A 19528-nucleotide genomic window follows, 5' to 3' on the forward strand; every position below is an offset into this window, starting at 1 on the left:
GCAAACTTTCAAAAATGCACTCTGCGCCGTTCTGTCCCTACAGCCATGAGGATACCGAATCCTGCCATCAAGGTAATCAGTGAGGTTCCCCCGTAGCTGATAATTGGCAAGGGTACCCCCACCACTGGCAGTAATCCTGTAACCATACCAATGTTTACAAACACATAGACAAAAAAAGTGAGCGTTATACTCCCCGCCAATAGGCGACCAAATAGGTGTTGCGCCATAAAGCTGATATAAATGCCACGCGCTATAACCAGGACGTAGAGTAATAGCAGCAACAATACACCGCGCATACCCCACTCCTCCGCCAGTACCGCAATAATAAAGTCGGTGTGGCTTTCCGGCAGGAAGTCCAACTGAGATTGAGTTCCCTGTAAATAACCTTTGCCATAGACGCCACCCGAACCAATAGCAGCTTTGGAATTAAAAATATTCCACCCTGCGCCAAAGCGGTCATCATGGGGGTTGAGCAGAGTTAGGATTCGCTGGCGCTGATAGTCACGGAGGCCCCACTGCCAGATCGGCCAAGCCGAAACCAGAACACCCAAGCCCGCAGCACCAATCATTTTCCAGCTCAAACCAGCGAGATAAAGTGCAAACAGGCCTGAGGCCGCAATCAAAATTGAAGTGCCCAAATCCGGCTGGCGCACAATCAGCGCAGCCGGCACTGCCACAATGGCCAAGGCTCCAAAAACAGTCATCAAAGATGGTGGTTGCGCACGCTGGTGCAAGAATGCAGCCACCATCATCGGCACCCCCAACTTCATAATTTCTGATGGCTGGAAGCGGAAGCCGGCAATTTCCAGCCAGCGCTGCGCACCCTTCGCACCAGTGCCAAATAGCAGCACCCCGACTAGCAAGGCACAGCCCCCTAAATAAGCCCATGGCGACCAACGCCGGTAAAAATCCAAGGGTATCTGGGCAACAATAAACATGCCCACAAATGCCAGACACATAAAAATAGACTGGCGCCGCACATAGTTTATATCTCCACCGGAAGCACTAAAAAGCACTCCCAGGCCAACCGAAGCCAACACCAATAGCAGCACTAACAAGGGCACATCAATATGCAGGCGACGAGCCAGGCTTACCGGCTTCCTGAGGCTGCCATGTGCATCGGACAGCCGGTGGGAAAAATCACGGCTAGCCATTATCCGCCCCCTCAGAAAAACTTACATCTGCGGTCGTATTGACTGCTGATTCGGTTCGCGGCACCCACTCAGCAAATAATTCCCTAGCCACCGGCGCAGCCACCCCACCACCGGCTTCACCGTTCTCTACCAATACCGCAACAGCGATACGTGGCTTTTCCACCGGCGCAAAGGCCACAAACAGCGCGTGGTCGCGATGACGCTCCTGTAGCGCCTCAGAGTCATAGCGAGCTCCCTGGGCGATACCCACCACCTGGGCAGTACCTGATTTACCAGCGACACGAAAATCCAGATCTTTGCCAGCTCGCTTACCTGTGCCATAGCTTCGATTAACTACAGCATCCATCCCCTCAAATACCAGATCCCAATTATCCGGATGAGCTTCCAGGTTGTGCAGTATTTCCGGAGGCTGTTCGGCCCCATTAATGGTTTTCACTATCTGGGGACGATAGTGAGTACCGCGATTCGCTAAAGTAGCGGTCATAACTGCCAACTGTAGCGGAGTGGCCAGTACAAATCCCTGTCCCAGCACCGCGTTGAGACTATCCCCCGGGAACCAGGGCATGCCTCGCGCACCGCGCTTCCAGTCCCGAGAGGGGAAAAGGCCAGAACGCTCCATCGGCAGGTCAATACCGGTTTTGGAGCCCAGGCCAAAGTGGGTTGCAATGTCGTGCATGCCGTCGATATCCCAGCGGTGTGCCATATCCCAGAAGTAAACGTCACAGCTCTGTGCCATCGCCTGGATCAGGTCCACCTTTTCACCATGCCCCCAGCGGACATGATCCCGATATATACGAGGATCATTCGGCAGTTTATAGAAACCCGGGTCCTTGATTTTGGTCTCGCGAGTGATAAGTCCCGCCTCAAGCCCTCCAAGCCCCATTAATGGCTTCAGGGTTGAGCCGGGCGGATATTGTCCTTGCACTGCGCGGTTAAAGAGCGGCACATCAAGTGAGTCGCTGAGGGCCCGATAATCGGCAAAGCTAATTCCGGTTACAAACAGATTTGGGTCAAAGGAGGGCTTGCTGACAAATGCCAAAACACCACCGGTGTTAACATCGATCGCCACTACAGCCCCACGGCGATCTCCCAGTGCATCGGAAGCCACCTGTTGCAGGTGCGCATCCAGGTGCAGGGTCAAGTCGGCGCCGGGCTTGGGATCCTGGCGTTCCAATACGCGCAATACCCTTCCCCGCGCATTGATCTCCACATTTTCATAACCCACCTCACCGAGCAGGGTTTTCTCGTAAGAGCGCTCCAGTCCCACTTTGCCGATACTATTGGTACCGCGATAGAGACGCACGTCTTCTTCAGTGAAGTTACTCAGGTCGCGATCGCTAATGCGACCTACATAACCAACACTATGGGCAAACAAATCCCCCAGCGCGTAATAGCGCACCAATTCGGCCTGCACTGAAACGCCGGGCATACGAAACTGATTAACGCTTATCCGTGCGATTTCCTCTTCGCTCAAACGAAAGCGGAGAGGCACCGGCTCAAACGGCCGACGGCGCTTCATGCGCTTGCGGAATTTAGACACATCGCTATCTTCGAGGCGAATTAAATGACCGATTAATTCAAGGGTTGCGTCCAGATCCTGCACTCGTTCACGGACAATAGAAAGGTTGAAACTGGCTCTGTTGTCAGCCAGTAATATTCCATTGCGGTCGTAAACCAGCCCCCGTGTGGGAGCCACCGGGCGCACCTGAATACGGTTCTCATCGGACTGGGTGCGGTAATCGTCGTAATTAACAACTTGCAGGTTATAGAAACGAGCTACCAGAACAGCCAGTAAGGCGATCACACCGACAATAGCCACCAACATACGGTTGCGAAATAACCGCTGCTCCGTGTGTGGGTCCTTAAGGTGATGGTCGTGAGGCATTAGAATTTATTTGAATGAATTTGACTGGCGCGCGAAAAGTCTAATCGCCTACATTACCACAGGGAATGTACGGAGAGAGAACTCGAATTGGCAAATCTCTCCGCCATTCATCGCAAACACTTTACTTGTGGTAAGGGTGCCCCGCCAAAAGTGTCCAGGCCCTATAAACCTGCTCTGCCAAAACCACTCTAACCAGAGGGTGTGGCAATGTCAGTGGTGACAGGGACCAGCGCTGATGTGCATTTGCCAAGCACTCCTGGGAGAGGCCATCGGGACCACCGATCAGCAGGCTGACATTTTCTCCCAGCAGTTGCCAGTCGCGCAGCTGACCAGAAAGCTGCTCGGTACTCCAGGGTTTGCCCTTCACATCCAGTGCCACTACATGATCGCGCGGACCGAGGGCTGCAAGCATTGCCTCCCCCTCTTTTTTCCGCGCCTTTTCGATCAACGCTGCAGAACTTTTCTGGCCGCGTTGCCCAAGAGGAATTTCCACCATTTCCAAGGATATTTCGCGGGGCAAACGCTTGGCGTATTCGGCATATCCCTCCTGAACCCAGCCGGGCATTTTCCCCCCGGCGGCAAGAATTCGGATCTTCACCCCACTTAGTCCTTGTGAGGGTCTCTGCCATCGGCATCATCACGGGTATTCGGTGTCATCGACCAGAGCTTTTCCAGGTCGTAGAAATTACGCACATCAGCCAACATGACATGTACGACTAGATCGCCATAGTCCACCAAAACCCACTCGCCCTGCTCTTTGCCCTCAACACCAATCGGGCGCACACCTTCCAGCTTAAGTTCATCCACCACATTCTCTGCCAGGGACTTCACCTGACGGCTGGAGGTACCTGTACAGATCACGAGGTTGTCCATTACATCGGAGAGTTCAGATACGTCCAGCGCAACAATGTCTTTGCCTTTCAGATCTTCCAGAGCCTTGAGCGCGATATCTTTAATATTTGTCATAACACCTTGATTCATTACTGGTCACCAATGGCAACCGCTTTTGTATAGAGTTGATGGTCTTCAATGTATTGCAATACGGTGGCCGGCAACAAAAATCGCGGCGACCGACCACTATTCAATAACTGGCGAATTTCAGTCGCCGAGATAGGCAACATGGTCTGCTCGCGCAATACCAAGCTTCCATATGCCTGCTCGTGCAAATCTTTTGCTGCCCCTTGATGGCTCTGTAGCAAGTCCATCAGTTCTGGATTGCCCCCCGCATCACCGCTTTCTGGAAGATGCCAGCCGGGGCGGGTCACTACCACCAAGTGTGCAAGCTCCAATAGCCTCTGCCAGCGGTTCCACCTATGCAGGGTCAACAGGGAATCAGAGCCCATACAAAAACTGATGGATACGTCCGAACCCAGTTCTTTGCGCAACTCCTCCAGGGTATCCACCGTATAGGTATCACCGCCACGATTTAGCTCCCTCTCGTCCAGCTGCAGCTCATCACAGCCCTGCAGGGCCAAAGCCAACATGTCGCTGCGCTGGCGCGAGGAAACCCCGGGACTTTGGCGATGGCGTGGCTGGTGGCTGGGAAGCAGGCGCATTTCATCGAAATCCAGGGCCTGGCGCAGTTCCAGCGCCATGCGCAGGTGGCCAAAGTGCACCGGATCAAAAGTGCCGCCGAACAGGGCTATCGTATGCCGCTTAGTCGCCAAAATTACCTCGTTACTGGCTCATGAGTGAGGGCCGGAATTAACGGCGAATGTGCCCATCCCCAAACACAATCCACTTCTGAGAAGTGAGCCCCTCCAGCCCCACCGGGCCTCGGGCATGGATTTTATCAGTACTGATGCCGATTTCCGCCCCCAGTCCATATTCAAATCCATCGGCAAAGCGTGTTGATGCATTGATGATCACCGAGCTGGCATCCACTTCCGCCAGAAAGCGACGACTGCGCGTGTAATTTTCAGTAACAATCGCCTCAGTGTGTCCTGAGCCGTAGCGGGCGATATGGTCCATCGCAGCATCCATATCTGCCACCACCCGAATGGACAGTACCGGGGCCAGGTATTCTTCACTCCAATCACTTTCTTTGGCCTCTGCGCACTGGGGCAGTATCTCGCAGGTACGGGCACAGCCACGCAATTCCACACCTTTAAGCTCATAGGCTTCTGCCAAACGCGGCAGCATTCGCTCTGCAATCCCCTCCGCCACCAGTAGGGTTTCCATAGCGTTGCACACGCCATAGCGATGGGTTTTGGCATTCAGGGCAATCTCAAACGCCTTCTGTTCATCGGCCAAGTCGTCGATATAAACGTGACAAACACCGTGCAGGTGTTTGATCACCGGTACTCTGGCCTCACGGCTGACCCGCTCAATCAGGCCAGTGCCACCTCGAGGAACGATTACATCCACATAATCTGGCATGGAGATCAGGGCACCAACTGCCTCGCGGTCACTGGTGCCCACCACTTGCACCGCCGTTTCCGGCAATCCCACTTCCCGGAGCCCCTGGGTAATACTGGCCGCGATCGCCTGATTCGAGTGCAATGCCTCACTGCCACCACGCAAAATAGTGGCGTTACCGGATTTCAGGCATAAACTCGCCGCATCAATCGTCACATTAGGGCGGGATTCATAAATAATCCCCACCACTCCCAGGGGTACACGCATCTTGCCCACCTGGATACCACTGGGGCGATAACATAAGTCCTCAACTTCTCCCACTGGGTCAGGCAGGTCCGCAACCTGCAACAACCCCTCGATCATTGCGTCGATGCGCTCATCATTGAGTTCCAGCCGATCGAGCAGCGCCGCATCCAGACCGCGTTCACGACCCGCCTGCATATCCTGAGCATTGGCCTCAGCCAGTTGAATCCGTTGAGCTTCCAATTCTGCGGCAATTGCCCGTAGAGCGCGGTTCTTACTATTGGTATCGGCTCTCGCCATTAGTCTTGAGGCAGAGCGAGCGGCGCGGCCCATCTGTTCGAGTTTGACGCGGGTGGATTGCTGATCAGTGGTATTGGTGGCGGTCACTTGGCGCTCCGTGCGAAATCCGGTCGGCCGCGCAGTATACCCCAGTGGCTATGGGTTGAAACGGCATAAATATAGGATGCCAACGGAAAACAGGTCGCATTCTTACTCCCTCGCCCAGCGGTCCAGGTTCTCGGCGATACTAGCGAGACGCATCAAGGGGTCCTCAACGGCCAACAACTCTACTCGCGCCTTATCCTCTAGGGGAAGCAACTGGGCGAGCTGCCAGGAGAGGGCATCTGCAGAGTCGACACTATCGAACTTGAGTGACAACATCTCAGCGCGATCCTTCAGCTCATCAAGCACCGATAGCAGGCCATCGCAGTCTGCGGGAATGGGTTTGGGCTCTTCGTTTGGCAACCATTCAACCTCCCCGAACAATAAACCGTTATCAGCGCGCTCGGTGCTGGCAATGCGGAAGCGACGCCGACCAACCACCTGTACATTCAATAATCCCCCCTCTCCCTGGCTCCAGTCGACAATGTGTACATAGACACCGAGCGGCCATACGGAGGCGTGTCCTACCTCCCCTCCGGAGCGGATCAATACAACGCCGAAGCCGCTATCACTTTTCAGTGACTCGCTGACAAGATGTAGGTAACGCTGTTCAAAGATACGCAATGGCAGGGTGACCCCCGGATACAGGGCCATACTCAGGGGAAAAAGGGGAATCTTTTGCAATGCTGTTCTCACCAGTTAGCTCATTTTGTAAAGATACCACCCACAGTACTACTCCTAGATAAATAGGAAGGGCGTTTTAGCGCCAATCCGCAGAACTGCGACAGAGTTTCCGCTTTATCCAAGTAATTGCCGGTGGCATGCTCGCCCTACACCCATTAAGCTGCTGCGGTTTATCAACCGAATGGAGACTATTGATGCCCAAAGCAACAGCCCGCCATATTCTGGTAGAGAGCGAAGGCAAGTGCCTGGAACTGAAGCAACAAATCGAGAATGGTGCAGATTTCGGCAAAATCGCCGAACAGCACTCCCAGTGCCCATCAGGCCGTTCCGGTGGGGACCTGGGCGAATTCAGCAAAGGCATGATGGTGCCCGAATTTGACAAGGTCGTATTCTCCGAGGAGCTCCACAAGGTGCACGGCCCGGTGAAAACCCAGTTCGGTTACCACCTGCTGGAAATTACCAGCCGCCAGGATTAATTGCTTGCGAATTAATCTACAAATAAAAAGCCGGGCAACAGCCCGGCTTTTTATTTGTAGAGAGGGGAATTCCCTCAGGCTTTGGCTGCGCCCTCAGGAATGTCCACTTCTCCCTTGTCCACTGAAGAGCCAGCACCCAGCGGCTTAAATATCACCAGCAACAACGGCAGCAGAGTGAGTGATCCAAGCAATGCTGCAGACATCGCCAGTGCGGTCAGTAAGCCAAAGTAAATTGAGGGCACAAACTTGGACAGCGCAAGAATTGAGAAGCCGGCAATAATCGTAATTGCCGTATAGAACATCGCGCGGCCAATAGTCGCATGGCTGCGATGCATGGTCTCCAGGTAATTGCCGTCTTTGGCGAATTCCGCACGGAATCGGTACAGGTAGTGAATCGCATGATCCACACCGATACCCACAGTAATCGCGGCGATGGTGATAGTCATCATATCCAGTGGAATACCGGCGAGACCCATACCACCTAATACCACACAAGCAGCGAGCATATTAGGCACCAGCGCAATAATAGCGATCGACAGGGAGCGGAACAACACCAGGAACATCAGCAGGATGCCCACAAATACCGCACCCAGCGTCAGGATCTGGGACTTAAACAGGCTCTGCAGCATATTGTTATACAGCACCAGCAAGCCGGTCTGATGGATATTTTCCGGCGCTATGCCCATTTCATTATGGGCGTAGTTGTAGATACGCTCGATCAATTCGCTACGGCGCAAATTCGGATCGGTTTCCATCACCCGCAAAGTGATACGCGCCTGGTTGTTCTCAACAGAGAGATAGGGATTTACCAGCACGCTACTGATTTCAGGCGGCAGGCTGGTGTTGGCTACTGCCAACTCAAAGTCATTGAGCTGACCGCCTTTTAAATCGCGAGCCACCTTAAACAGGGTCGCCAGGGACTGGACCTTGCCAATTTCCGGCTGCTGCTCCAGGTAATCGTGTAACTGTTCCAATTTGGTGAGGCCTGCCACAGTAAACCAGTAACTCTGCTCCCGGGACTCCTCTTCTCCACCGAAAGGATCATCAGAGGCGAAGGGATCTTCTTCAACCGCGAACGGGTCCTCCTCCGCCTCCATGGCAAAAGGATCCTCCTCACCTTCGAAGGCCGGTTCCGCTTCCTCCGGCTTGTCGAGGATAATATCCAGGGTCACTGTGCCACCCAGGCGGCGGTCAATCACCAACATGCCCTGGTAGATTTCAGTGGAGTCATCAAAGTAATCGATAAAGCGGTTTTCCACTTTCAGCTGGGAAATACCCACCACACTGACCACAGCTGCCAACAGGGAAACGCCCAGTACGATGAATTTATGGCGCTCAGCAAAGCTGGAGAAACGCAGGGTAAACGCGTGCGAATTATCCTGGCTCACTTTGCCCTGGCGCTTGGGCAGGATCATCAGGAAGCTGGGGATAATCAGGAATGACAACACCAGGGCCAGAGTTACTCCCATGGTCATCATCCAGCCGAAATCAATCACCGGACGGATACCGCTCACCACCAACGACACAAAAGCAACGATCGTGGTCAGGGCAGTGTACAGACAGGGCTTGGCCATAAAGCGCACCGTCTGCAGCACCAATTCCTCGCGCCCCCATTGCGGATTCTGCGCAATATATTCGCGATAGCGCACTGCCAGGTGGATGGTGATCGCCAGGGTAATAATCAGCAGTAGCGCAACAAAATTGGCGGAGATCACCGTCATGCGCCAGTCGAGCCAGCTGAGCAGTCCCAAAATCATCACTGCTGTAGTGACACAGGTAAGTAGCGGCAACAGTACCCAGCGCGGCTGGCGGAAAATCAGTAATAAGGTAAGGATAATAAAGGCGAGGATACCCACACCAAAAACCACCAGATCACTCTTGATAAAGGTAATCATGTCTGAGGTGATCATGGTTACACCACCGAGGAACAATTCCGCCTCGCCTTTATAACTGGCGAGAATCCCACGCACCTCATCAACCCGTGCCCGCGCTTCCAGCTCCTGGGCCGTTCGGTGTTCCAGATAAACTGCGCTTACCTCTTCCAGACGCGTAGCCTCTTCCGGGCTCAAACCCTCGCTATTGCGCTTGCGGCGCAGGGCGTCGCGCTCGCGCACCAATTCGATACCACGGCTGTCCAGTTTCAGGTTGGCAAGCAGCGCGGTCGTCTGGCCATCTGGACTTAGAATAAGCTCGCGGTAAATAGGACTGGAGAGGAACTCCTGCCGAGCCAGGTCCCTGTCAGTATCCGGATTGGACAGGGTGCGAATCTCGTCAGTGATATCGGTTAAAGACAGCTTGGGGCTGTACAACAAGGGCACATCGAGAATGGTTTGTACACTGGAAACGCCATCTACCCCGGCCAGCTCATCGCGCAGCTTGGCGAGAGTCTGCAGAGACTCGTCGCTGAACAGATCACCATCGTTGTAGCGGTACGTCACTACCAGGAAGTCGCCACTGGCGTAGCGCTCGGCAATCTCACGGAAATAGTCCAGGGATTTGTCCGCTTCCAGAGTTAGGGAGTCAGCGGAGGCATCGATCTTAAAGCGGGGCAGGCCCATAGCTGCCACAAGGGTGAGTAAGCCAACAACCATTAACACAGCCACAGGCCGTTTGGTCACCAGGTATTCGTAGCAGGTCTTGAAAGCTGACAGCATAAATTTCCGCTTATATCCAATAAATCAGTGGGCCGCGATGCGGCGCATATTTTGATCGCCCTGGCGGTGAATACGCAAATATAAAATTTGCAATATCACGGCGCTATTGGAAATATTTTCAGGGAGTATCGATATGTCCCAGATCGCGCTCGGGAAACAGCAAGTCCCGAACGCGCCGTTTGAGTTCTTTTGCTCCGGGAAAGCCGCCATCACGCTTGCGCTCCCAGATCAAATTTTCACCAATACGGATTTCAAATACTCCTCCAGTTCCGGGTTGTAATGCAACCTGTTGGAGGTCATCGGCAAAGGTATACAGTAGTTCCTGGGCCATCCAGGTGGCTCGCAGCATCCAGTTGCACTGCACACAGTAATGAATCGTGATGCTCGGTTTCACGGTTCTAGCCTCCCTCCAGTCTACTCACCCCAATGCGGAAGCAGCTTTTGTTCTACCCCCAGCTGGTCTAGTAGTCGTGCCACCACAAAGTCGACAATATCCTCAACTGTGCTCGGCTTTTGATAAAAACCGGGGCTGGCGGGCAGAATCATCGCGCCCATACGAGTGAGTTTGAGCATATTTTCGAGATGAATCTCCGAGTAAGGTGCTTCGCGTGGAACCAATATCAGCTGGCGGCGCTCCTTCAGGGCTACATCAGCAGCTCGCTCAATCAGATTGTTGGAGGCTCCACAGGCCACTGCTGACAGAGTGCCGCCGCTGGCTGGACAAACCACCATACTTGCCGGCGCTCCTGTGCCTGAGGCCACAGGAGAGAACCAGTCCCGTTTACCGAACAGGGTCAGCTGCCCCTCCTTTGCCGCAAAGCGATCGGCAAGAAAGCCCTGCAGGATATCATCATCACCCTCGGGCAGCTGCAGGTCTGTTTCCGTATTGATTACCACCTGAGCCGCATCAGACAATAACAACCAGACACGCACGTTAGCGGCGAGCAGGCACTGTAACAAGCGCAGGCCGTACTGGGCTCCAGAGGCCCCGGTCATGGCCAGGGTAACGGTTTTATCAAAAGTAGGTTGCTGCAAGGTCAATCCCTCGGGTTTCTTGATGGGAAACCCAGGGGTTGCCCACCGGTATTCTTTTCTAGACTGGGCGATGGTATTTCTGTTCCAGAGCGCCGATCAGGCGCTGGTGGATACCACCAAAACCTCCGTTGCTCATCACTACAATATGGCTGCCCTCACCCGCAAGCTGGAGCGCAGATTCCACTCCCCCCTCAATGGTGTCAAAAACTTTGGCTGGAACCGGGGAGTGGTGGGTGACTTCATCCAGAGACCAGTTCATTCCCTGTGGCTGATACCACAACACCATATCCGCACCGCTACAGGAGTTTGCCAGCTGGCCCTGGTGCACGCCCATTCGCATAGTATTGGAGCGCGGCTCAATCAGGGCGATGATCTTATCTTCCCCCACCTTGGCCCTGAGCCCATTTAAGGTGGATTCAATTGCTGTGGGGTGGTGGGCAAAATCATCGTAAACACGGATGCCTGCCACTTCACCCAAGCACTCCATACGGCGCTTCACCCCCTCAAAACGCCCCAATGCGACGGCACTCAATTCCGGTACAACACCCACGTGTCGAGCTGCAGCCATGGCGGCGAGGCCATTGCGCACATTGTGCATACCAGTGAGTTCCCACTCCACTCGCGCCACCTCAGCCCCTTCAAGCTGCACAGAGAAGCTGCTGCCATCCGCCGCAATATCGTGAGCCAACCAGTCTCCCGTGCGAATGCCCGGCGGGCCTTCAACACCGAAACGCTGTACCTCAGTCCAACAGCCCTGCTCGAGAACCTGTTCAACATTTTCCTCAGCTGCAGCAACAATCAGACCATTGGCCGGTACGGTACGTACCAGGTGGTGAAACTGCCGTTGTATCGCCGCCAGATCATCAAAGATATCCGCGTGATCAAATTCCAGATTATTGATGATCACTGTGCGTGGGCGGTAATGCACAAACTTGGAGCGCTTGTCGAAGAAGGCAGTATCGTATTCATCCGCTTCCACAATAAAGAAGGGAGACTCCCCCATACGTGCCGACACACCGAAATTACCAGGCACACCGCCGATCAGGAATCCAGGCTGCATATCTGCCGCTTCCAGAATCCAGGCCAGCATACTGGCAGTGGTGGTTTTGCCATGGGTACCGGATACTGCCAGCACCCAGCGTCCACCGAGGAAGTGGTCACATAACCACTGGGCGCCAGAGGTATAAGGCAAACCTTTTTCCAACACCGTCTCTACTGCGGGATTACCCCGGGACATGGCATTACCAATAATGACCAGATCCGGGGCTGGCTCCAATTGTGCCGGGTCATAACCCTCGGTGATCTGGATACCCGCCTGCTGCAACTGGGTGCTCATTGGTGGATAGACGTTCGCATCGCTGCCGGTGACCCGGTGTCCTTCGGCCACGGCCAACTGGGCCAGACTGCCCATAAATGTGCCGCAAATACCTAATATGTGGATATGCATGGCGGAAATGTGTACTCCTGCTGGTTGCGGCGCAAGCTTAACACGGCAAATCAAGCCAGTAATTGCCAAATCCCGCACTTGCAATGCAATTTACTCGCTATTCCATTAGACTCCGCCCCCGCACTGGTCGGCCTCATCCCCTGTACGGTGGTAGGAATTTTCCAACAATGGCCGACACCCGATACGAGCTCCCGGAATTCCCTACTAGTACCGCTAATTGAATAGTGAGTACTGGGAAGAATTACCGGATCGGGACACTTCCCTAGATTTCTACGAATACAGGATAACCATGTCGAAGAAGAACGCCTTTTACGCACAGTCCGGTGGTGTGACTGCCGTGATCAACGCATCCGCCTGCGGCGTAATAGAAGCTGCCCGTGAAAACCAGGACAAGATTGGCAAAGTCTACGCGGGGCTGAACGGCATCCTCGGCGCACTGCGCGAGGAACTGATCGACGTGAGCCAGGAAAGTGTGGAAGACATCGCCGCGTTGCGCCACACCCCATCCGGCGCCTTCGGCTCCTGTCGTTACAAGCTGAAAAGCCTGGAAGAAAACCGCGCGGAATACGAGCGTCTGATCGAAGTGTTCAAAGCCCACGATATCGGCTACTTCTTCTATAACGGCGGCGGAGATTCTGCGGATACCTGCCTGAAAGTATCCCAACTATCTGAAACCATGGGCTACCCAATCCAGGCCGTACACATTCCCAAAACTGTGGATAACGACCTGCCTCTGACCGACAATTGTCCCGGCTTTGGCTCAGTGGCCAAATATGTAGCGGTATCCACCAAGGAAGCCGCAATGGATGTCGCCTCCATGTGCGCCACCTCCACCAAAGTCTTTATCCTGGAGGTGATGGGCCGCCACGCGGGCTGGATTGCCGCAGCGGGTGCCCTGGCCCAGGAAGAAGAAGGCGATGCACCGCATATTATCCTGTTCCCGGAAGTGGCCTTCGATAAAGAAAAGTTTCTCGCCAAGGTACAGAAGACCGTGGATGAAAAAGGCTACTGCGTTATTGTCGCCTCAGAAGGCGCCCAGTACGCAGATGGCACCTTCCTCGCCGATGCCGGCACCACCGATGCTTTTGGCCACAAGCAATTGGGCGGTGTAGCCCCGACTCTTGCCAATATGATCAAGAGCGAACTGGGCCTGAAATATCACTGGGCACTGGCCGACTACCTGCAGCGCGCTGCCCGCCATATCGCCTCCGCCACCGATGTGGAGCAGGCCTACGCCGTTGGTCGCGCCGCTGTAGAAATGGCGGTAGCCGGCAAGAACGCGATTATGCCGGCAATTATCCGTGCAGAAGGTGAAGAGTACAGCTGGTCTATCGCGGAAGCGCCGCTGTCTGAAGTGGCCAACGTGGAAAAATTCATGCCTGAAGAATATATCAGCGAAGACGGCTTCGGTATCACTGAAGCGGGACGCAAGTACCTGCTGCCGCTGATCCAGGGTGAGGATTACCCCCCCTACAAAAACGGCATCCCCCAGTACACAAAACTGAAAAAGCAGCTGGTGGAAAAGAAGCTGGACACTGAGTTTAAAGCGTAATCTAAAAACTCTTTAGCCCTGGTTCAAAAAAGCCCCCGAATAAAACCGGGGGTTTTTTATTGGCGCAGCTGGAAAAATTACTTTTGTAATCCTGTATCTGACCAAACTGCAAATTCATTACCGCAGGGCTCGGCAAAGTGAAAGCGCCGACCTCCAGGAAAGGAAAAAATAGGTTTTATTACTTTGGCACCGCAGCTCTCGACTTTTTGTAAGGTATCCTCTAGGTCAGAACTATATAACACTACCAGCGCTGCACCGTTGACTGTTGAACTGTGCAGATTCGCCTGAAAAAAACCACCATCCAACCCTGCACCGGAAAAAGCAGAATACTCGGGGCCGTAATCCGTAAATTCCCAGCCAAAAGCTTCAGAAAAGAAAGCCTTGGTCTTTTCCAGATCCTTCGATGGGAACTCTACATAATTAATCTTTTCGTGATTATCCATATAACCTTCTCCCGGTATTCTAATTAAATGACATCCTAATCCGTGATGGGCTTATCTGGCGTGTCCACAACTCGGAAACTGCCATTGGCCACCGCCAGGGGTTGGTCATTATGCATAATAACTGCGCGATCCATCATCAGATCAAAATCCAACATGGCGTAAAGAACAACTCCACTTCGTCCCTGGTAGATATCCGGACGATAAACCAGTGCTGCCATGCGTACTCCCATTGGTGCATACGAATAACTGGCTTTGCCGACCAGTTTGCCCCCCGCAGTAACATAACAGCTGGACTCGGTTTCATAACTGACAATATGAGTGGATAAATCGGGAAAATCTCCCCCTTCGGAGTAATGGGTGCCAGTCCACTCCAGACTTAATCCCACAAGACTCTCAAATGTACGTGACATAGAAGGGACTCCCCCCTGCAATCCAATTGGTATGAACAGACTCAAGTATGGCCGTTCTTTCGGGGCGCAGAAATCCAGGAGCTTAAAAATTTATTAAGAGTGATTAATTTTTTGAGGGGAGCGAAATAAAAAGGACCGCACCACCAGGGTGCGGCCATTCGCTTCTAGGGAAAAGCTATCAACTTCAAGAATCCTGGAGAAGCGACGACAGGGAGCTGATAACCCCATCGCCAGGACAACCAGAATATTTATTATTAATCAAAAATTGATATATATCAGCGTGGCCAGGAAATTTTGACTTCGCGAGAGGCGCTATCTTCAGCACCATCGCCATCACTCACTGTGAGGGTAATTTCGTAATTTCCAGTTTGAGAGTAACGGTGTAACGCCCAGCGCCCACTACGTTGTACGCCATCACCAAAATTCCACTGATATTGAAGTTTATTATCGCCATTATATTGACTGCGATCTTCTACCCATACCCAGCGAAAAAAGCGATGTAAATTAAAGTTCGCTTGCAGAGAGGCAACGTCATCTTTCACTTCAATAATTTGCTCAATAGTGGATACCGCACCACGATCATCTTTTACCTGCAAACGTACCAAGTAACTACCTGGGATATCGAAACTGTGGCTGGGGTTTTGCTCTGTGCTTCTCGCACCATCACCAAAGTCCCAAGACCAGCTCACCAGGTTCCCATCTTCATCGCTACTGTTGTCGATAAAGTGGAATATAAGACCCTCAGACGCCCAGCTAAATTCAGCCGTGGGGACCAGGTTGTCTGCACCCAGGTCCAGATCAACGATTAAAGGGTCGTGATCCGATGCTCGGTAAGGCCCCGCGGAGTACAGATTTTCCTGCTGCTCTACGCTTTTATATTCGGTGTTGTAATCCAGCGCACGCGGCTCATCGGCATTGATATGCCAATCCACTGTGGCAGTTACCAGTGGAGCCAGGGAAGCGCTGGCAAGAGCATGATCCAGGTAACCGGACTGGCCGTCATACACATAGGAATAAGCTTCGCCTGCTCCGTACCATTCCAGCAGATCGGTATAACCTGCATCCTTAAGCACGGTAATGGGGTTTTCCATGGCGTAGCTGTTGAGATCACCCAATACCAGCACGCGATCGATGCCAGTTCCTGCAGGGTCGCTATCGATCCAGCCAGCCAAGGCATCCGCAGCCAGAGTGCGTAGGGAGTTCCAGCAGCCCTGTCCATCCCCCTGATCGCTGTTTAGGCTGCCATCACTGGGGCAACTGCCCTTGGATTTAAAGTGGTTCACAACCACGACGAGACGCTCACCGGAGGAAATCTCAGCAAATGCCTGTAACAGCGGTTGGCGATTACCATCGTCGAAGGGATAATCCTGCAGTGTGACAGCACTGCCGATCGGCATAACACGGTCGCTGCGGTAGATTATACCTACGGCAATTTCATCGTCGCCGAGCTGTGGGAGATCCGGATTTACAAACTGGTAGCTCTGCCCCGAGCCTGCGCTGTTCAATCCATTGACCAAGTCCTGGATTGCACTGTCACTACCGTAGCCATCATTCTCAATTTCCATCAGGCCAATGACATCGGCATCCATACGCAGGATTGCAGAAATAATTTTATCTCTCTGGCGCTCGAACTCTTCCGGGGTGTCAGCACCACGAGCTGTGGGGAAGCCGCCTCCGCTGCCATCGCCATTGAAGTAATTCAGCACATTAAAACTGGCAATACGCAAACTGCCTTCACCAGGCAGGACAGGAGCTTCCTCACGCAGGTTTATGGGAGAGAAGTGCGGTATCTCAACCGGGTGTACTCGATAGGCACCAAACCCATAAGCCATCACGCCGGTAAGTTCTTCCAGAGTATCTCCACTGCGCAGCGTGTTGTATGCGCTCAAACCCGGTGCCGGATAAGGCATTTCTTCAGGGTTTTGTACGGTGGAGCCATCATCCAGAATAATTTGATTGAGCTCGTTGGCCGCTGCCTGGGCAATAGCCGCTGAGCCGGGAGCATTATTGTGGGTAGGGATGTAAAGTCTGCCGCTGGAAAGAACAATCTCACCATAACGGCCCAGGTTGTAGTGACCATTGACTGTCAGGCTTTGCGGGAATTTCACCAGCATGCCCTCGAGCTGCTCCTGCTCTTGGGCTGAGTTAAATGGCATCTGCACATTGGCAGCCGTTACTTCGTAACCGCTACCACAAACGCTAACGCCGTCCACCTGATTCAGCTCAGTAAAATCGTAAAACTCATCAACAATACCGCCAACCCGCACCAGATCTCCAACCTGAACATCCACCCCGAAAGCATTATCGTGGATAAACAGACCTTCAGAGGTCGAGTCCTGGCCATCCTGATCACTGTCCTCTTCCTGCAGGAAGAAGCCGGCAAGGCCTGTATTGGAATCTTGGAAATTGCCAACTACTACGGCTTCAATTTCGTGGCGTTCACCCTCCAACGAACTTGCGAACCCTTCACCCTGTATCTGGCTGATGAGTGTCCCTGCATCACCACAAGCACCTAACTCGATTCCACCGTTGCCATCGCCACCGCCTGTATCACCCTCAATATGCCAACCCAGGTGGTCGAAGTTGTTCTGGCCAACACTGGACCACTCCTGGGCGGGATTGAACGCACTATTGCCATCCGTACGACCACTGACCACATCCAGGTTGCGTATCAGAGTCTGATTCTGGGTACCGACACTGCTATTGCCCCACTGGCTACCGGGGTCAGTACCAATTTGACCGATTACATCGACGAAACCGTTAGGGCCAGCAAGTGCTACCGCATCGTCACCATTGAACAGGCCACCGCTATAAATCTGGTCGGCCACATCCAGCATGGCTGCATCAGAGCTGCCGTGGGCGAGAACAAACACTTCATCATCACCCAGGGTTCCAGAGAGTGTGATATTTACAGCGGCAGAATCGGAACCATTGAAAAAAAGCTGTATCGAGTAATTACCCAGATCTACAGCCGCTCCGGTACCGTTATAGATTTCCAGTGCCTTGTTATTGCCGCTGCCCTCGATATATTCCGAGATTATGAGGTCGTTGGCCTGGACCTCTTCAGCCATCAGTGGAAGACCCAGGGCTGCCAGAGCAGCCAAGCCAAATTCTTTCATCGCCATTTTTCCCAATTGCCGGATTCGCATTTAGCGGCGCAAAGAGTGGCGGGGAATTCCTAAATTTCGATGAAACAAATGTTAAGGTTAAGTTTCAGTGACTCGACTTGGCGACTCATCCTCAATTTGCACTCAACTTGAGTAGCAAGCTCTCTCCCTTTAACAAAAAGACAAGCTGATAGTTGCATTTGTCACCAGACAGTATATAGTCATTTATATAAGTACTTATATAAATATTAATTTATGGATTACAGTCAATTGGGAACTCGCCTCAGACACCTGCTTGAGCTACTGGATGGCGATGTCAGTAAGAGCTATAGCAGCTGCGGTATAGAAAATTACAAACCGCGGTATACCCCAGTAATGCGCACTCTAATGCAAAAAGGCGACGTTACCATCGGCGAGATAGTAGCCAGTGCTCAACTGTCCCAACCTGCAGTCAGTCAAACCGTTAAGGATATGGTGAAACAGGATCTGGTAGAAATAGTGAAAGGAGTAGATGCGAGAGAGCGCAAGGTTAGACTGACCCACAAAGGCGCATTACTTCTACCGCGCTTGAAAGCTCACTGGCAAGCCACTGTATATGCAGAAAAGTCCTTAAATGCAGAGCTACCCATGCCATTGTCAGATTTGCTGGATACCGCCATCAACGCCCTGGAAAGAAGCCGTTTTCAAGATCGTATACAGAGGCAATTACCCGAGGAGATCAAGAAACAATGAAGCCAGTCATAGCGCTTTTCCTGCCCTTGCTATTCTCTGCCCATTCAGGCCAAGCTGAAGAAAAATGCCAGTTCAATACCAATTCAGTCATCAAAGCGGTATCTGCCGCTGTCAGAGATAAATACGTACTGGCAGATAAAGCTGATATCCTGTCGAAACAAATAGCTGAATTAGCAGACTCCGCCGAATTAGAGCAGTATTGCAACAATACCCAGATATTCTCCCAAAAAATCACTGATAAAATCCGCGAGTTATCCGGCGACAAGCACTTCTACTTGGAACATGTTGGAGACCAGGATGAGTCAAATAACTGGATAGAACAATGGCGAATAGAAGCCCCAAAAAATAATTATGGAGTGAAGAAAATCGAGATACTATCTGGCAATATCGCCTATATATCCCTTTCCTCTTTCCATACTTTTGAAAATGCCAAGCCCACCCTAGGGGCAGCTTTTACACTGATCCAACATAGTGATGGCCTAATTTTGGACCTGCGTAACAATGGCGGAGGCGATGAAAATACTGCAGGCGCTATTCTGGAATCCCTTATCGATACCACTAAGCCGCTCCCCTTTGTAATAGAAAGCAGGGAAAAGAAAATAAAACCAAGTCGTATCACCACTCTACCCTGGCCAGCCTACGGTACGGAGAGACCACTGGTGATCTTGATTAATGACCGCTCCTTCTCCGCCGCTGAAAGTGTTGCATTCTCGTTGCAGCAATTGGGCAGAGCCAAAATTATCGGCACTGCCAGCGCCGGTGGGGCGCACATGATGGATACACCCCAATCCCTACCCTTCGGATTTGAGATCGGCATTCCCAGTAGCCGCCCGGTTTCTACATTGACTGAAGGCCCGGTTAATTGGGAAGGGCACGGTGTAAATCCAGATATTGAGACCGGTGATCAAGATAGCTTACAGGTTGCTCTAAAAACGATAAAAAAACAAAATTAATCGTGAATCGTTTA

Annotated in this window: 18 protein-coding genes; 4 read left to right on the forward strand and 14 right to left on the reverse strand. The window is 52.6% G+C overall.

The window, feature by feature from the left end:
* Positions 1 to 8: 8 nt before the first annotated feature.
* From rodA to ACJJJB_RS14915, 7 genes are all read right to left on the reverse strand, one after another.
* Entirely contained in the window at positions 9 to 1154 is a 1146-nt protein-coding gene (rodA, locus tag ACJJJB_RS14885; protein ID WP_020412460.1) for a rod shape-determining protein RodA, read from the reverse strand.
* Positions 1147 to 3039: a penicillin-binding protein 2 gene (mrdA, locus tag ACJJJB_RS14890; RefSeq protein ID WP_026304987.1), complete on the reverse strand. Its 1893-nt coding sequence runs from the start codon at positions 3037 to 3039 to the stop codon at positions 1147 to 1149. The genes rodA and mrdA overlap by 8 nt, the downstream gene beginning before the upstream one ends.
* Positions 3040 to 3160: 121 nt before the next feature.
* Positions 3161 to 3637: a 23S rRNA (pseudouridine(1915)-N(3))-methyltransferase RlmH gene (gene rlmH, locus ACJJJB_RS14895; RefSeq protein ID WP_445365092.1), complete on the reverse strand. Its 477-nt coding sequence runs from the start codon at positions 3635 to 3637 to the stop codon at positions 3161 to 3163.
* A gap of 5 nt (positions 3638 to 3642) precedes the next feature.
* The gene (gene rsfS / locus ACJJJB_RS14900) at positions 3643 to 4020 is read right to left on the reverse strand and encodes a ribosome silencing factor (RefSeq protein ID WP_445365093.1); all 378 of its coding nucleotides are present in this window, start codon (positions 4018 to 4020) and stop codon (positions 3643 to 3645) included.
* Positions 4020 to 4706 (reverse strand): nicotinate-nucleotide adenylyltransferase, encoded by a 687-nt coding sequence (nadD, locus tag ACJJJB_RS14905; protein WP_444946213.1) that lies wholly within the window; start codon positions 4704 to 4706, stop codon positions 4020 to 4022. The genes rsfS and nadD overlap by 1 nt, the downstream gene beginning before the upstream one ends.
* Before the next feature lie 37 nt (positions 4707 to 4743).
* Positions 4744 to 6027: a glutamate-5-semialdehyde dehydrogenase gene (locus ACJJJB_RS14910; protein WP_353375974.1), complete on the reverse strand. Its 1284-nt coding sequence runs from the start codon at positions 6025 to 6027 to the stop codon at positions 4744 to 4746.
* Positions 6028 to 6129: 102 nt separating this feature from the next.
* On the reverse strand, positions 6130 to 6717 hold the full coding sequence (locus tag ACJJJB_RS14915) for an LON peptidase substrate-binding domain-containing protein (RefSeq protein ID WP_245556667.1): 588 nt from the start codon (positions 6715 to 6717) through the stop codon (positions 6130 to 6132).
* Positions 6718 to 6899: 182 nt separating this feature from the next.
* Here ACJJJB_RS14915 and ACJJJB_RS14920 point away from each other — a divergent pair, with 182 nt between their 5' ends.
* Positions 6900 to 7181 (forward strand): peptidylprolyl isomerase, encoded by a 282-nt coding sequence (locus ACJJJB_RS14920; protein WP_020412453.1) that lies wholly within the window; start codon positions 6900 to 6902, stop codon positions 7179 to 7181.
* 74 nt (positions 7182 to 7255) lie between these two features.
* On the opposite strand, the gene ACJJJB_RS14925 is transcribed toward ACJJJB_RS14920, so the two are convergent.
* The 4 genes from ACJJJB_RS14925 to mpl form a co-directional block, all read right to left on the reverse strand.
* On the reverse strand, positions 7256 to 9835 hold the full coding sequence (locus tag ACJJJB_RS14925) for an efflux RND transporter permease subunit (RefSeq protein ID WP_445365094.1): 2580 nt from the start codon (positions 9833 to 9835) through the stop codon (positions 7256 to 7258).
* A gap of 118 nt (positions 9836 to 9953) precedes the next feature.
* A complete protein-coding gene (locus ACJJJB_RS14930; RefSeq protein ID WP_026304984.1) occupies positions 9954 to 10229 on the reverse strand; it encodes an Rdx family protein in 276 nt (91 codons plus the stop codon).
* A gap of 20 nt (positions 10230 to 10249) precedes the next feature.
* Positions 10250 to 10831, reverse strand: a complete 582-nt coding sequence (locus ACJJJB_RS14935) for a flavin prenyltransferase UbiX (RefSeq protein WP_051089485.1) — start codon at positions 10829 to 10831, stop codon at positions 10250 to 10252.
* A 97-nt stretch (positions 10832 to 10928) separates the two neighbouring features.
* Positions 10929 to 12317 (reverse strand): UDP-N-acetylmuramate:L-alanyl-gamma-D-glutamyl-meso-diaminopimelate ligase, encoded by a 1389-nt coding sequence (mpl, locus tag ACJJJB_RS14940; RefSeq protein WP_026304983.1) that lies wholly within the window; start codon positions 12315 to 12317, stop codon positions 10929 to 10931.
* Positions 12318 to 12606: 289 nt separating this feature from the next.
* Here mpl and ACJJJB_RS14945 point away from each other — a divergent pair, with 289 nt between their 5' ends.
* The gene (locus ACJJJB_RS14945) at positions 12607 to 13869 is read left to right on the forward strand and encodes a 6-phosphofructokinase (RefSeq protein WP_020412448.1); all 1263 of its coding nucleotides are present in this window, start codon (positions 12607 to 12609) and stop codon (positions 13867 to 13869) included.
* A 77-nt stretch (positions 13870 to 13946) separates the two neighbouring features.
* Here the strand turns inward: ACJJJB_RS14945 and ACJJJB_RS14950 are convergent, their stop codons facing one another.
* The 3 genes from ACJJJB_RS14950 to ACJJJB_RS14960 form a co-directional block, all read right to left on the reverse strand.
* Entirely contained in the window at positions 13947 to 14312 is a 366-nt protein-coding gene (locus ACJJJB_RS14950) for a VOC family protein (protein ID WP_020412447.1), read from the reverse strand.
* Between the two features lie 35 nt (positions 14313 to 14347).
* Positions 14348 to 14722, reverse strand: a complete 375-nt coding sequence (locus tag ACJJJB_RS14955; RefSeq protein ID WP_020412446.1) for a hypothetical protein — start codon at positions 14720 to 14722, stop codon at positions 14348 to 14350.
* Positions 14723 to 14997: 275 nt separating this feature from the next.
* Entirely contained in the window at positions 14998 to 17841 is a 2844-nt protein-coding gene (locus ACJJJB_RS14960; RefSeq protein WP_445365095.1) for an ExeM/NucH family extracellular endonuclease, read from the reverse strand.
* Between the two features lie 258 nt (positions 17842 to 18099).
* On the opposite strand from ACJJJB_RS14960, the gene ACJJJB_RS14965 reads away from it, so the two are divergent.
* Complete coding sequence (locus ACJJJB_RS14965) at positions 18100 to 18561, forward strand: MarR family winged helix-turn-helix transcriptional regulator (RefSeq protein ID WP_445365096.1); 462 nt, start codon at positions 18100 to 18102, stop codon at positions 18559 to 18561.
* Positions 18558 to 19514 carry a S41 family peptidase gene (locus tag ACJJJB_RS14970; RefSeq protein ID WP_445365097.1) on the forward strand — a complete coding sequence of 319 codons (957 nt, stop codon included), beginning with the start codon at positions 18558 to 18560 and terminating at the stop codon, positions 19512 to 19514. Before ACJJJB_RS14965 ends, ACJJJB_RS14970 begins: the two co-directional genes overlap by 4 nt.
* Positions 19515 to 19528: the final 14 nt, after the last annotated feature.

It is taken from the genome of Microbulbifer variabilis (assembly GCF_052468405.1).

Excerpts from the sequence above, each read along its gene's own strand:
- rodA (WP_020412460.1), bottom strand. The coding sequence starts at position 1,154 with ATGGCTAGCCGTGATTTTTCCCACCGGCTGTCCGATGCACATGGCAGC.
- mrdA (WP_026304987.1), bottom strand. The coding sequence starts at position 3,039 with ATGCCTCACGACCATCACCTTAAGGACCCACACACGGAGCAGCGGTTA.
- rsfS (WP_445365093.1), bottom strand. The coding sequence starts at position 4,020 with ATGAATCAAGGTGTTATGACAAATATTAAAGATATCGCGCTCAAGGCT.
- ACJJJB_RS14920 (WP_020412453.1), top strand. The coding sequence starts at position 6,900 with ATGCCCAAAGCAACAGCCCGCCATATTCTGGTAGAGAGCGAAGGCAAG.
- ACJJJB_RS14925 (WP_445365094.1), bottom strand. The coding sequence starts at position 9,835 with ATGCTGTCAGCTTTCAAGACCTGCTACGAATACCTGGTGACCAAACGG.
- ACJJJB_RS14935 (WP_051089485.1), bottom strand. The coding sequence starts at position 10,831 with ATGACCGGGGCCTCTGGAGCCCAGTACGGCCTGCGCTTGTTACAGTGC.
- mpl (WP_026304983.1), bottom strand. The coding sequence starts at position 12,317 with ATGCATATCCACATATTAGGTATTTGCGGCACATTTATGGGCAGTCTG.
- ACJJJB_RS14945 (WP_020412448.1), top strand. The coding sequence starts at position 12,607 with ATGTCGAAGAAGAACGCCTTTTACGCACAGTCCGGTGGTGTGACTGCC.
- ACJJJB_RS14950 (WP_020412447.1), bottom strand. The coding sequence starts at position 14,312 with ATGGATAATCACGAAAAGATTAATTATGTAGAGTTCCCATCGAAGGAT.
- ACJJJB_RS14955 (WP_020412446.1), bottom strand. The coding sequence starts at position 14,722 with ATGTCACGTACATTTGAGAGTCTTGTGGGATTAAGTCTGGAGTGGACT.
- ACJJJB_RS14960 (WP_445365095.1), bottom strand. The coding sequence starts at position 17,841 with ATGAAAGAATTTGGCTTGGCTGCTCTGGCAGCCCTGGGTCTTCCACTG.
- ACJJJB_RS14970 (WP_445365097.1), top strand. The coding sequence starts at position 18,558 with ATGAAGCCAGTCATAGCGCTTTTCCTGCCCTTGCTATTCTCTGCCCAT.